The 13,460-nt window shown below is 31.4% G+C and carries 14 protein-coding genes; 1 reads left to right on the top strand and 13 read right to left on the bottom strand.

Annotation, left to right across the window (positions count from 1 at the left end):
* Positions 1-56: 56 nt before the first annotated feature.
* The 9 genes from ACVC3Y_RS09415 to ACVC3Y_RS09375 all read right to left on the bottom strand — a co-directional run bounded on the left by ACVC3Y_RS09415 (position 57) and on the right by ACVC3Y_RS09375 (position 7,812).
* Entirely contained in the window at positions 57-1,283 is a 1,227-nt protein-coding gene (locus tag ACVC3Y_RS09415; RefSeq protein WP_452226727.1) for a 3-phosphoshikimate 1-carboxyvinyltransferase, read from the bottom strand.
* Positions 1,284-1,334: 51 nt separating this feature from the next.
* Entirely contained in the window at positions 1,335-1,661 is a 327-nt protein-coding gene (locus ACVC3Y_RS09410; protein WP_303422126.1) for a nucleotide pyrophosphohydrolase, read from the bottom strand.
* Positions 1,658-2,176 (bottom strand): metal-dependent hydrolase, encoded by a 519-nt coding sequence (locus ACVC3Y_RS09405; protein ID WP_452226726.1) that lies wholly within the window; start codon positions 2,174-2,176, stop codon positions 1,658-1,660. The genes ACVC3Y_RS09410 and ACVC3Y_RS09405 overlap by 4 nt, the downstream gene beginning before the upstream one ends.
* Positions 2,176-2,628: a D-aminoacyl-tRNA deacylase gene (gene dtd / locus ACVC3Y_RS09400; RefSeq protein ID WP_452226725.1), complete on the bottom strand. Its 453-nt coding sequence runs from the start codon at positions 2,626-2,628 to the stop codon at positions 2,176-2,178. Before dtd ends, ACVC3Y_RS09405 begins: the two co-directional genes overlap by 1 nt.
* 161 nt (positions 2,629-2,789) lie before the next feature.
* On the bottom strand, positions 2,790-3,734 hold the full coding sequence (gene rsgA / locus ACVC3Y_RS09395) for a ribosome small subunit-dependent GTPase A (protein ID WP_452226724.1): 945 nt from the start codon (positions 3,732-3,734) through the stop codon (positions 2,790-2,792).
* Between the two features lie 71 nt (positions 3,735-3,805).
* Positions 3,806-4,888 (bottom strand): bifunctional 3-deoxy-7-phosphoheptulonate synthase/chorismate mutase type II, encoded by a 1,083-nt coding sequence (locus tag ACVC3Y_RS09390; RefSeq protein ID WP_303422137.1) that lies wholly within the window; start codon positions 4,886-4,888, stop codon positions 3,806-3,808.
* Positions 4,889-4,982: 94 nt separating this feature from the next.
* Positions 4,983-5,834 (bottom strand): prephenate dehydrogenase, encoded by an 852-nt coding sequence (locus ACVC3Y_RS09385; RefSeq protein ID WP_303423195.1) that lies wholly within the window; start codon positions 5,832-5,834, stop codon positions 4,983-4,985.
* 8 nt (positions 5,835-5,842) lie between these two features.
* Positions 5,843-6,985, bottom strand: a complete 1,143-nt coding sequence (locus ACVC3Y_RS09380) for a pyridoxal phosphate-dependent aminotransferase (RefSeq protein WP_452226723.1) — start codon at positions 6,983-6,985, stop codon at positions 5,843-5,845.
* On the bottom strand, positions 6,985-7,812 hold the full coding sequence (locus tag ACVC3Y_RS09375; protein ID WP_303422142.1) for a prephenate dehydratase: 828 nt from the start codon (positions 7,810-7,812) through the stop codon (positions 6,985-6,987). The genes ACVC3Y_RS09380 and ACVC3Y_RS09375 overlap by 1 nt, the downstream gene beginning before the upstream one ends.
* Before the next feature lie 364 nt (positions 7,813-8,176).
* Between ACVC3Y_RS09375 and gldA the strand changes: the two genes are divergently transcribed.
* Positions 8,177-9,070, top strand: a complete 894-nt coding sequence (gldA, locus tag ACVC3Y_RS09370) for a gliding motility-associated ABC transporter ATP-binding subunit GldA (RefSeq protein ID WP_303422145.1) — start codon at positions 8,177-8,179, stop codon at positions 9,068-9,070.
* On the opposite strand, the gene ACVC3Y_RS09365 is transcribed toward gldA, so the two are convergent.
* The 4 genes from ACVC3Y_RS09365 to metF all read right to left on the bottom strand — a co-directional run bounded on the left by ACVC3Y_RS09365 (position 9,063) and on the right by metF (position 13,394).
* On the bottom strand, positions 9,063-10,457 hold the full coding sequence (locus ACVC3Y_RS09365; RefSeq protein ID WP_452226722.1) for a hypothetical protein: 1,395 nt from the start codon (positions 10,455-10,457) through the stop codon (positions 9,063-9,065). The genes gldA and ACVC3Y_RS09365 overlap by 8 nt on opposite strands.
* Positions 10,458-10,566: 109 nt before the next feature.
* Positions 10,567-11,313: a head GIN domain-containing protein gene (locus tag ACVC3Y_RS09360; protein ID WP_452226721.1), complete on the bottom strand. Its 747-nt coding sequence runs from the start codon at positions 11,311-11,313 to the stop codon at positions 10,567-10,569.
* 1 nt (position 11,314) lies between these two features.
* Positions 11,315-12,409: an acyloxyacyl hydrolase gene (locus ACVC3Y_RS09355; RefSeq protein ID WP_452226720.1), complete on the bottom strand. Its 1,095-nt coding sequence runs from the start codon at positions 12,407-12,409 to the stop codon at positions 11,315-11,317.
* A gap of 31 nt (positions 12,410-12,440) precedes the next feature.
* Positions 12,441-13,394 carry a methylenetetrahydrofolate reductase [NAD(P)H] gene (metF, locus tag ACVC3Y_RS09350; RefSeq protein ID WP_303422154.1) on the bottom strand — a complete coding sequence of 318 codons (954 nt, stop codon included), beginning with the start codon at positions 13,392-13,394 and terminating at the stop codon, positions 12,441-12,443.
* Between the last annotated feature and the right edge of the window lie 66 nt (positions 13,395-13,460).

Below are 13,460 nucleotides of genomic sequence, written 5' to 3'. Positions count from 1 at the left end.
ACAAGATTGCAAATATACAATCTCAAAGTAGGGGTTGTCAAGTAAATAGCCAATTATTATTCAGAAATTTTAAATCCGATGCTTTTTAAGTCTTCCCAAAATGTTGGATATGATTTAGAAACCACGAAAGCTTCTTCTATAATTAAAGACGTTTTTAGAGCCAAAGGAGCAAATGCCATTGCCATTCTATGGTCTTGATAAGTTGCTATTTTAACCTCTTGATTTATAGTACCAGAAGCTTCTAACTGTAATGTTTTATCTGTAATATGCACCTTTCCTCCTAGTTTTTCAATTTCGGTTTTTAGCGCTACTAATCGATCTGTTTCTTTTATTTTTAAGGTGTGTAACCCTGAAAGATTACAAGTAATACCTAGTCCGAAACACGTAACCGCAATGGTTTGAGCAATGTCTGGAGCATTTTTAAGATCTAATACAATAGCAGATTTAGGGTTTACATCTGTTTCTTTTTGTAGTTTAACTGTATTATTCACAAAAGTTGTTGCTACTCCAAATTGCTTATAAATTTCTGCTAGAGCTGCATCTCCTTGTAATGAATTTTCTTTGTAAGACCCCAATGTGATTTCTGTACCAACTGCACTCATTGCTGCAATACTATAATAATATGACGCCGAAGACCAATCACTTTCTATAGTTGCTTTTTGATTGTTAATTTGTGCTTTAGGATGAACCGTTATTACTTGATTTTTAAAACTAGTTTCGACACCTATTTCATTCAGCAAGGCTAAGGTCATATTTATATATGGAATAGATGTAATTTCTCCATCTAAAGTAAGCTCTAATCCATTTTCTAGTTTTGGTGCGATTAGTAATAATGCCGAAATATATTGGCTACTAACGTTTGCTTTTAAGATTACTTTATTCTTTGTGATTTGTTTTCCTTTTATTTTTATTGGAGGATAGCCATCGTTTTTCTCATAACTAATTTCTACTCCTAATTGACGTAGTGCATCTACTAAAATACCAATGGGTCTTTCTTGCATTCTAGAAGAACCTGTAAGTATTACTTCTCTGTTATTTTGAATGGAAAAATAGGCAGTTAAAAAACGCATTGCTGTTCCTGCGTGATGGATATCTATTATGTTTTCTGAGGACGACAATGCCTTTTGCATCACTTTAGAATCGTCGGAATTAGAAACATTTACTACTTCTAAATTTGCATATAATGCTTGTAGCAACAAGAGTCTATTCGATTCGCTTTTAGAACCTGTTACTTGGATAGACGATTTTTTTATGGTGGTGGATTGTTGAAGGTGTAGATTCATATTTACTTAAACTAGATGAGATATCGACTGCACTCGATAGGACAAAAAATATTATTTTAATTTTTCGTTATTATGATGACGATCGTGATCGCGTTTGGTTTTAATTTCCAATTTTTTATCGAAAGCTTCTTGTAAATCGACACCTGTTTGGTTTGCTAGACATAAAACAACAAACATAACATCTGCTAACTCTTCACCAAGGTCTTTGTTTTTATCGCTTTCTTTTTCGCTTTGTTCTCCATAGCGTCTTGCTATTATTCGAGCTACTTCGCCAACTTCTTCTGTAAGTTGTGCCATATTGGTAAGTTCGTTAAAATAGCGAACACCATGGTTTTTAATCCAATTATCGACTTCTAGTTGCGCGTTTTTTATGCTCATGATTTTTTCTTTTTTACAAAGAACAAAGTTATTAAAATAATACTGCAAGGAATAGCAATATAGATTAATTCGCTAAGAATTACTCGCATTCCCCATTCTGAAAAAAATCGATCGATTCCTATTGGGGAAACTTTAATTACTTGCCAAGGAAAAAAATATCTTGTAGTATCTAAAGGTATTAAAAAACCTACTCCTTTTCCTCCTGTTGTCATTGCATCTAAAACACCATGAGAAATAGTAGATAGAAACAAAACGACAAAGAAGATTTGCTTTCTATTTTTTCCGAAGATAAAAGCCAACAAAACACTCCATACAATTGCAAACAGTATAGAATGTGTAAACCCTCGATGCCCTAGAGGATGTGCATAAGGAATACCAAATTGAAAAGCAATTACATCTATATCTGGAAGTATTGCGGAACCTATTGCTAGCCATAAAAGCAGTCTACTAGATTTAGCATCTATTATTTTTGTAGTTGTATATGCAACTAAGCCATGACCAAAAATAGATGCCATTATTCTCTATTTTTAGTATCTATAATGATGGTAACTGGGCCATCATTTAAAAGTGCCACTTGCATATCTGCACCAAATTCACCAGTTTGTATAGGTTTCCCTAAATCTTTTTCTATTTGATTTATAAATTTTTGGTATAAAGGAATTGCTAGTTCTGGTTTTGCTGCTAGAATATAGCTTGGTCTATTTCCTTTTTTTGTTTTGGCATGCAATGTGAACTGACTAACGACAATAGCATCTCCATTATTAGTTTTAAGCGAATTGTTCATCACACCTTCTGCATCATTAAAAATACGAAGATTTGTTATTTTATTAGATAGCCAATTAATGTCTTCTTCTGTGTCTTCTGGAACAATTCCTAAAAGAATTAATACACCTTCATGTATTGAGGCTACTATTTCTTTATTTATGGTAACACTTGCTTGCGAAACTCTTTGAATTACTGCTTTCATAATATTTCCTGCGAAAGCAGGAATCTCATTTTATTTTGCGATTGTTAATTTCGCTTTTGATATTTGTTCTAGATACTAAATTCCTTAGCAAAGAATTTCACTCGAATTGACACTACTTTTTTTGTAGTAGTATTTTAGATTCTTGCCTTCACAGGAATTTGTTAATTATAATTATCTGTTCTATAATGTTCGTCTTCTCCTTCAAGAATACTCACATAACTTCTATAACGAGAATAGGCTATTTCTTCTTTATCTACCGCATCTTTTACTGCACATTTAGGTTCTTCTATATGTAAGCAATTATTGAATTTACAGTCTTGTTTTAGTGCGAAAAATTCTGGAAAATAATCACTTACTTCCTCCTTATCCATATCTACAATTCCGAAACCTTTAATTCCTGGAGTGTCAATAATTTTAGCATGGAAACTTAGGTCAAACATTTCTGCAAAAGTGGTAGTATGCTGCCCTTGACTATGCTGTGTAGAGATGGCTTTAGTTTTCAAGTCTAAATTAGGCTCTATAGCATTAACAAGAGTAGATTTACCAACTCCGGAATGGCCAGCAAACATACTTACTTTATCTTGCATCATGCCTTTTACTTTATCTACATTTTTTCCTGTAGTTGCAGATATACCAATACACTCATAACCAATAGTTCTATATATGTGAGCTAGATAACGTACTTCGTCTAGTGTTTCTTTATCATACACATCTATTTTATTAAATAGTAAAATAGTTTTTATAGCGTAAGCTTCTGCTGTTACTAAAAAACGATCAATAAAAGAAGTGAATGTTGGCGGATTATCTATAGTAACTAACAAAAATACTTGATCAATATTAGATGCTATAACATGTGTTTGTTTGGATAGGTTTACCGATTTTCTAACAATATAATTGGTTCTATCATGAATGTAGTTTATAACGCCAGTTTCGGTATCGTTATTGGTTTCTAACTCAAAATCTACATGATCACCCACAGCGATTGGGTTGGTGCTTTTAATTCCTTTTAATCTGAATTTTCCTTTTATTCGGCATTCGTATGTTTTACCGTTTTGTGTTTTTACGGTATACCAACTTCCTGTAGATTTATAAACTAGTCCTGTCATTAGTGCAAAGATGAATAATATTCACTTGGAATACAATAAAAAAGGCTCGCAAAATGCGAGCCTTTAATTTATTAAGCTTTTAAAATCTTTTCTTGATGATTAATCGATTCTTGGTGAATTGCTTTAAACATACGTAAAATAAACTCTTCACTTAATCCTTTAGTTTCTCCTTCTAGAACCATTTTACCTAAAATCTCGTTCCAACGTTTACTTTGTAAAACGGAAACGTTTTTTTGCTTTTTAAGCGATCCGATACCATCGGCTACTTTCATTCTTTTTCCTAATAAATCAATAATTTGATTATCTACCACATCAATCTGTGCTCTTAAATTATTAAGTTCCTGATTGTATGCAGCTTCTGGATCAGATTCTTTTCTAATTCGTAAATCTTCCATTATTTGCACTAATGACTCTGGTGTTACTTGTTGTGCAGCATCACTCCAAGCGTTATCTGGATCATAATGTGTTTCAATCATTAAGCCATCAAAGTTAAGATCTAATGCAGTTTGCGATACATCAAAAATCATATCTCTTTTTCCTGTAATATGCGAAGGATCATTAATTAAAGGAATATCTGGAAACTTATTTTGAAACTCAATAGCTAATTGCCATTCTGGAATGTTTCTATATTTTGTTTTCTCGTAAGTAGAGAAACCTCTATGTATTGCTCCAAGATTTTTAATTCCTGCAGTGTATAATCTTTCAATGCCACCTAACCATAAAGCTAAATCTGGATTTACAGGATTTTTAACTAGTACAATTTTATCTGTTCCTTGTAATGCATCTGCAATTTCTTGCATAATAAATGGGCTTACTGTAGATCGTGCACCAATCCATAATAAATCTACATCATGCTCTAAAGCTAATTTTACATGCGCAGCGTTTGCAACTTCGGTACAGGTTTTCATTCCTGTTTCTGCTTTTACTTTTTGCAACCATTTTAGACCTAAAGCACCAACACCTTCAAAGTTTCCTGGTCTTGTTCTTGGTTTCCAAATTCCTGCTCTAAAATAATTTACATCGGTATCTTTCAACTCATGTGCAATTTTTAAAACTTGCTCCTCTGTTTCTGCACTACATGGCCCTGCTATTACTAGTGGATGATCTAATTTCATGTCATCTAACCATGTTCTTAATTCTTTTTTGTTTTCCATAATTTTAAATTTCCAAAAATAAAATTCCAAATTCCAAAAGCATTCCTGCTATTTTCTTTTTTATTGGTATTTAGTTTTTGCTTTTTATTGTTTGCTATTCTATTCCGTTTAATATTTCTTTGATGTAATTGGTATTTTCCATTTCGTTAAAAATGGTTTCAAAATCATCAGCTTTCATGCGTTCTTTAAAATGGGTAAGATTGCTGATATATTCTTCTAAAGTTTCAATGACGTTTTCTTTATTTTGTTTAAAAATGGGTGTCCACATTGCTGGAGAACTTTTTGCCAATCGTACTGTTGAAGCAAATCCACTTCCAGCCATATCAAAAATATCTCTTTCGTTTTTCTCTTTATCAATAACCGTTTTACCTAACATAAATGCGCTTACGTGTGATAAATGCGACATATAAGCAATATGTTTATCATGTGCTTCTGGATTCATATAACGAATGCGCATGCCCATAATTTGAAAAATAGCTAAAGCTTTTTCTTGCAACTTAAAAGCTGTTTTCTCTACTTCGCATATAATGTTTGTTTTTCCTTTAAACAAACCTAATACTGCTGCTTTTGGCCCAGAAAATTCGGTTCCTGCAATAGGATGTGTTGCTAAAAAATTTCTTCGTTTTGGGTGATTTTCTACAGCTTTACAAATATCTTTCTTAGTAGATCCAGCATCCATAACCAAGGTATCATCGGAAACTAAGTCTAGTATTCCTGGTAAGATCCTTACCGATACATCTACAGGTACTGCAAGTATTACAAAATCGGCATGTGCTATATCTTTTAGGGTTGCTTTAAAATCAATAACGTTTAATTTTAATGCTTCCTTTAAATGCGATTCTTTAGCATCTATTCCAAATATGCTAATACTAGGGTTAAGGTTCTTTACATCTTTAGCGATGCTTCCTCCAATTAATCCTACTCCAATTATATATATATTTTTCACACTCATAATTATATTCTTGCTAATGCTTCTTCTAAATCTTCGGTAGAAGCACATAGGGAAAACCGAACATAGCCTTCTCCTTGTGTTCCAAAAATGGTTCCTGGAGCAATAAAAATGTGGTTTTCTTTTAATAGAACATCTATAAATTCTTCCGATTTAAAATGTGGTGGTAATTTTGCCCAAACAAATAGCCCTGATGCTTCTTTATTATAAGTACAGTTTAATGCATCTGCTAGTTTCCAAACTAATTTACGTCTTTGTTTATAGACGCTATTTAAACTCTTATACCACATATTTGAACAGTTTAAAGCTTCAATAGCTCCTTTTTGAATGCCATAAAACATTCCGGAATCCATATTACTTTTCACTTTTATTATTGCATCTATATGTTTTGCATTTCCTATAACCATTCCTACTCGCCAGCCTGCCATATTAAATGTTTTGCTTAGTGAATTAAGCTCTAAGCAAACATCTTTTGCTTTTCTAACTGTTAAAATACTAGTTGGTTTATCGTTTAAGATAAAACTGTATGGATTATCATTTACAATTAAAATGTGATGCTTTCTGGCAAAGGCAATTACTTCTTCAAATAACTTTTCTGTAGCTTTTGTTCCTGTTGGCATATGTGGATAATTAAGCCACATGATTTTCACTTTACTTAAATCTAATTTCTCTAAAGCTTTTAAATCTGGAAGCCAACCTTTACTTTCTTCTAAATTATAAAACACTGGTTTTGCACCAAGCAATTTTGTAACCGAAGCATATGTTGGGTAACCAGGATTTGGAATAAGCACCTCGTCACCTTCATTTAAAAAAGCTATAGAAATATGCATGATACCTTCTTTGCTTCCCATTAATGGTAACACTTCTGTTGTTGGGCTAACATGTACTGCAAATTGTTCGCTATAAAACTGTGTAATTGCTTCTCGTAATTCTGGCAACCCTTGATAACTTTGATATTTATGCGCACTTGCATCTTGAAAACTATTTGCGATTGCTGTAATCACTTTTGCTGGTGGCTGTAAATCTGGACTACCAATTCCTAAATTAATAATTGGTTTTCCATTCGCTTTAAGCAAATTTACTTCACGTAATTTTCTAGAAAAATAATATTCTTCGACGGTATGTAATCTATCTGCAACCTGTATCATTATCGTTTTGCATTTTTATATTCGCCTAATATTTTAAAATCTTGCGCCATTATTTCTAGTATCGATTTTGCTTTTTTATAATCTTCATAAGCATTAAAAGTTACGTCAATAAAAAAGGCATATTTCCAAGGTGTTTCCATTTTTGGCAAGGACTGTATTTTAGTAAGATTCATTTTACAATCACTCATTACATTCAATATTGCCGCTAAACTTCCTCTTTTGTGTTCTAATTCAAACTTAAGGGACGTTTTATTTATTTCGCTTTCTGGGAACTCGTGATTCTCGCGCTTTACAATTACAAAACGGGTCTCATTATGTTTTATGGTTTGAATACTTTCTGCAAGTATTTCTAATTCAAAAATATCGGCTGCCAAAGCACTTGCAATTGCGCCTATATTTTTTAAATTATTTTTTTGAATACGTTGTGCAACCTCAGCGGTATCCTTATCTTCTATGAGTTTAATGTGTGGATGTTTTTTAAAAAACTCCTTACATTGTAATAAAGCCATAGGATGTGAGTATACTTCTGTAATTTCGGCAATACTTTGATTTGGCAAAGCCATTAAATGATGTTGAATATCTAAATATTTTTCACCAACAATATGTAAATTATGATTATCAATTAATGCATAGTTTGGAATGATTGATCCTGCAATAGAATTCTCTAAAGCCATGATTACTGCATCTACTTTTTTATCTAAGAGATTTTGTACCGTTGCATCAAAAGTTAAACACTCCTGTACTGCAACCTGTTCTCCAAAATATTGTTGAGAAACAATATGATGAAAAGAACCTCTTACTCCTTGAATTGCTACAGATTTAATCATATTTTATTTATTCGTATTTCTTTCTTCTAAAAAAATACCCCTATTTTATTAATGGATATTCCCTCTTTTTAAAAAAGGTAATACATAAAAAAAAGCCTCGATATTTCGAGACTTTTTGTTTAATTTATATTTAAAAATACATATACAACGTCTCGCTTCCTTACTTAAAAAAGAAATAAAACCAGTTATAAAATGTAAAATTTGTTTTCATGCTCATTATTAGGTAGCTAAAGTAATTAATTATATGAATAAACAAAATAGTTGAAATACTTTTTTGCCTTTTACTTTTAATTTTTAAAGATTTAGTAGTTATTAATCTAATAAATTATATAATTACTATTATTTTTGAAAAAACTATTTATTCATGTCTATTGAAGTTACAAATATTTCTAAAGTATACGGAACACAAAAAGCGTTACACCAAATATCTTTTAAAGTGAATAAACCTGAAATTGTTGGTTTTTTAGGTCCTAATGGAGCAGGAAAATCTACGATGATGAAAATTTTAACCACGTATTTAGATGCCACTGAAGGTGTGGCTAAAGTAAATGGACATGATGTAAACACCAACACCAAACAAGTACAACAAAGTGTTGGCTACTTACCAGAACACAACCCTTTATATTTAGAACAATACGTTAGAGAATATCTTTCTTTTAACGCACAAGTATATGGAGTAACAAAAAGTAGAATTGAAGAAGTTATAACTCTTACTGGCTTAACTCCAGAAGCACATAAAACCATAGGGCAATTATCGAAAGGATATAGACAGCGTGTTGGATTAGCAAACGCACTTTTACACAATCCCGATGTTTTAATTTTAGACGAACCTACTACGGGTTTAGACCCAAATCAATTAGTAGATATTAGAAATTTAATAAAAAGTATCGGTAAAGAAAAAACGGTATTTCTTTCTACACATATAATGCAAGAAGTAGAAGCTATGTGTGATCGAGTTATTATTATTAATAAAGGAGAAATTGTAGCCAATAAAACACTAAAAGAACTTCGCGACGATAAAGAACAAGTCGTTATTGTAGCATTTGATTACAGAGTGGAAGATGCTTTTTTGCTAAAATTACCAAAAGTAAAACAGGTAAAAAACACCCATGATTTCACTTACGAAATCACTTTTGATACTGCTGAAGATATGCGTTCTCACGTATTCGATTTTGCACATGATAATGAGTTGAAAATCCTACAACTGAATCAGAAAAACGCGAGTTTAGAGAGCCTGTTTCGAGAGTTGACTAGTTAGTTTTCGTGAAATTAAATTTTTCTAAAATAATAACAGGAAAAAGACTTTGCAACTCTCTTTGTTCTTCAGTATACATTGGTGTTTTTGTGTATTTATTTTCCTGAAATACAGTTTGTTTTTCTTTTCGTAAAATATCTACAGCTTGAAAATGTGCTCCTAATACATTTATATAATCTTGATAAACTGTATTTTCTTGATATATATATTCGAACGCTGTATTTTTTGAGTTTGCGGTTTTAAATTTTTCAACTAGCTCTTGTTGGCTTTTTACCTCAATAGTGTCAAAAATTATTATTTCTCCAACATGTACTTTTATCGTATTATTAAACCTATACTTTTCTTTAACTAAAAGATGTACACTATCTTTTTTAACACTTTCAAAGTCTAAGATATCGTTTAATATTCTTTTTTTAATCCCTCTTCTATCCATCCTATCAAATAAAGAATCTCTCGTTTTTACTGTATAAGAAACATTAAACTGGTTACTTTTAAATAAATATAATTCCAGTTTTTTAATAGTCTGTATTTTCATATTTCGATCTGCAACTAGGTTTGCTCTTAAAAAATGAATCACCTCTGCTCGTCTTGAAGCGTGCTCCACCTGTACCATTTTAGGGATTTCTTCTACTTGCCATTTTTTATCATAAACGTAAAGCTTAATTACCCCATTTTTATCTTCCTCGATTTTTATATCAAATCCATATCTCCAACTATCATTATCATTATAAAATTCAGAAAAAGGACAGTCTACTATTGGATTATTTACCAACATTACATTATCCAATTTCTTATAATTTAAAGTGTTTATCCTACTTATAGAAAAAGTAATTGCTAATAATGTTATAAAATGAATAATGACAAATTTTAATCTTTGTGAGTTATTTAATAGCATACCTAAAGATTTTTGAGATTCTAAATACAAAACTATTAACAATAAAAATGAAAGAGATTTAAAGTAAGGTAGAAATTCAAAATCCATACAACACATTGAAAAAACCCCAAATATCAATCCTATTTTACCAAACCAATACGAAAAATTGAAACCTAAAAATATTTGATCATTCAATAATTTTTTCCTTTTAGAATTAAATCTATGCGTTATTCTTTGTGGTTTACTAAAAATAAAATTTAAAGCAATAGAGTTTCCAAAAACAACAGATAAACCTGCAAAAAATAAGTTATAATAATTTCTATGAGTTTCACTTAATACTTGAGGATTAATCCCAAATCCAAATGACATAAATCTAAAGGTTTCTCGTAAAATGTAAAAAAAAGAGTATATCGTTAAAGCAGAACAAATCCCTAAAATAATTGCTAAAACTATTTTAGAAACAGAAACATGTTTAAAGTTTACTGAAGAATCATAAAAATAATGTTTAATCTTCATGGAGACTGTACTTTAATTATTAGTAACTATTATGAAGAATCTGTTACAAGAATAACAATTAAAACAAACAAGAAGACATCTCCATAAGTGACCGACAGAAAAGGAACTACTATCTAAAAATCAATTGCCCATTATAAAACTCCTCTACAGAAACAATTACTGGTTGGTTAAAAGAAATAACATCTCCTGTGCTTCTAATCTCACCTGTAATGGATGCTTGCGGATTTACAAGAACATCATTAGTTCCTCGATGGTACACCTCAACATCTTGTGCTATTAAGTCTTCACCTTGAAAACGTCCTGTTCCAGAGAAAAACCCAACATACAAATCTTGAGTTACACCCGTAATATAAAAGGAAGAAATATTATTTCCAACCACTCTTAAGCTTTGTGTATTTACTGTTAGTTTAAAATCGCCAACAGTAAAATTTTCTGAAGCACTAAAATCTTCAGAAAACAATCTTAAAGCAGTATAACTTAAAACACCATCACTAGAAATATCATATTGTGTAGAGCTTCTAATTTCTGTTATATTTGGAGCTGTTACATATACTTTAGTTACTCCATAATCACGAACATAATTACAGGTGTTTTTATCGGTAAGCTGCAACTCATTCGCTACCACTTTAGCTTCTACATCATTTAGTAAATTCTCACCAGTTTCAATTACTACTTTAAAATCTAGACCTTGATTAAGTATAAGTTCTACATCTCTATTTACTAAGATTTTTTCAAACGAAGAAACCAACACTTCTTCTTGGACTACATTTCCTGACTTTTGAAAACAATCATTTGCATCTTCGCTATTACAAGAGAAAACCAATAATGTGATAAGTATATATAAGCTATTTTTCATATTACAATCTAATTCCAACACCTAGTTCTACAGCTTCTGCTTTTGCTCCATGTGATTTTAAGGTTAATGCTGCAAACCATTTTTCGCCAAAATAACGTTTTAAACCAATTCGCAAATAGGTTCTTCCTTCAAAATCATAAGGATAGTACACATAATAACCAAACTGTGTTTCTAAAGACATTTTGTTAATAAACAACTCATGACCAGCAAAAACACCAACACGTTTGTAATCTGCTGTACCATCTTCACCTTCTTCAGGAAAAGCAGCAGCTCTATATTTTATGTGTTCCTTTAAAAATGTAGAAAAGAAAACATCTGTTCCTAATTGAATGGCGCTTTTTCTGTTTAAACGTTTATCAGCATATGCCGAAATAATATAAAAAGGAAACTGTCCAGTTCCTACTACATCACTTTCGTTAACACCACTTCTAAAAACAAGATTATATTTTATTGGCTGTTTAAATTTTTCTTTGGTTATAGTATCGATGTATTTGGTAGCTTCTTCATCTATATTATAAGTAACACCAACATTAAAAGCAATGGTATTTACACTTGCATTTGGCGCTTTTACATTGGCATTAGAATAATGAATTAATGAAACTCCTGCTTGTAAACCAAAACGATCGAAAATACGCTCTTTTTTATAGTTAAGCATCGCATAGGTACTACTTAAAATACTAGAACCAAAAGCTACATTTTTGTGGTTATCTACTTTATCATAAGGATTAGAGGTATACCCTAAACCCTGACCAATACGAAACATAAGGTTTCGTTTTAAAAAGTAAAAATTATAATGTGCATAAATAGAAATATTGTTACCAAGGACGCTATTTTTTAAATCTTGATAAGCTAATGAAAATCCATAATCTGGATAATTATAACGTTGCTGCCAAGCCTCTTCTCCAAATGTTTTCTTATTCCAACTTACAATAAAACCTTCGGGATGTCCTTTTATTAAATGCGAAATATCGGTGTTATGTAATGCTATATTTCCTGTAAAATAATTTACATCAAAATAGGTATCGGTATTCTTCTTTTCTTGCGAAAAAACACAAGCACAAAAAAGACAAAGAATGTAGGTTAATAAACGCTTCATTAAATTTAGTTAGAGCGTAAAAGTATAAAAATTAAAATAAAGCCGAAGCAATGGTTTTTATATTATCACTCTTTCCCATAGAATAAAAATGAAGCACAGGAACCCCAGCTTCTTGTAACTCTTTCGATTGCTGAATTGCCCACTCTACACCGACTTGTCTAACTTGCTTATTATCTTTACAAGATTCTACCGATTGAATTAAATCTTCTGGTAGATCTATTTTAAAAACCTGTGGTAATAATTGCAGATGACGTTTAACAGCAATTGGCTTTATCCCAGGAATAATTGGCACATTAATCCCTGCTTTTTTAGCAGCTTCTACAAACTGAAAATACTTCTCATTATCAAAAAACATTTGCGTCACCACATAATCTGCTCCAGCATCTACCTTTTCTTTTAGTCGTTTTAAATCGGTTTGCAAAGAAGGAGCTTCAATATGTTTTTCAGGGTAACCAGCAACACCAATACAAAAGTCTGATTTATCATCAACCTCCAAAACATCATGCAAATACTGACCACAATTTAAATTTTGAATTTGCGATACCAAATCTTTCGCATACATATGTCCACCTTTCGCAGCTTCAAAATATTTTTGGTGACTCATGGCATCTCCTCGCAAAGCCATCACGTTATTAATACCTAAATAGTGACAATCTACCAACAAATATTCGGTTTCTTCTTTACTAAAACCACCACATAAAACATGCGGCACAGTATCTACATCGTATTTATGTTTAATTGCTGCACAAATACCAACAGTACCAGGACGCATTCTAGTAATTTTTCGATCTAAAAGCCCTTGTTTTTCTATATATATGTATTCTTCCCTAGAAGTAGTAACATCAATAAATGGCGGATTAAACTCCATTAAAGGATCTATATTATCATACAAATCCTGAATGTTTTTTCCTTTTTTTGGCGGAATAATTTCGAACGAAAACAATGTTTTTCCGTTTGCATTTTTAATGTGTTCTGTTACTTTCATACTAATGCCTGTATAAACAGGTATCTCATTTAATTATTATTTATTTTTTTGGCGTTACCACAAGGG

This window comes from Lacinutrix cladophorae, from assembly GCF_053604645.1.
Note: the sequence above shows the minus strand (reverse complement) of the source record. Positions and strands in the feature narration are given on the sequence as shown.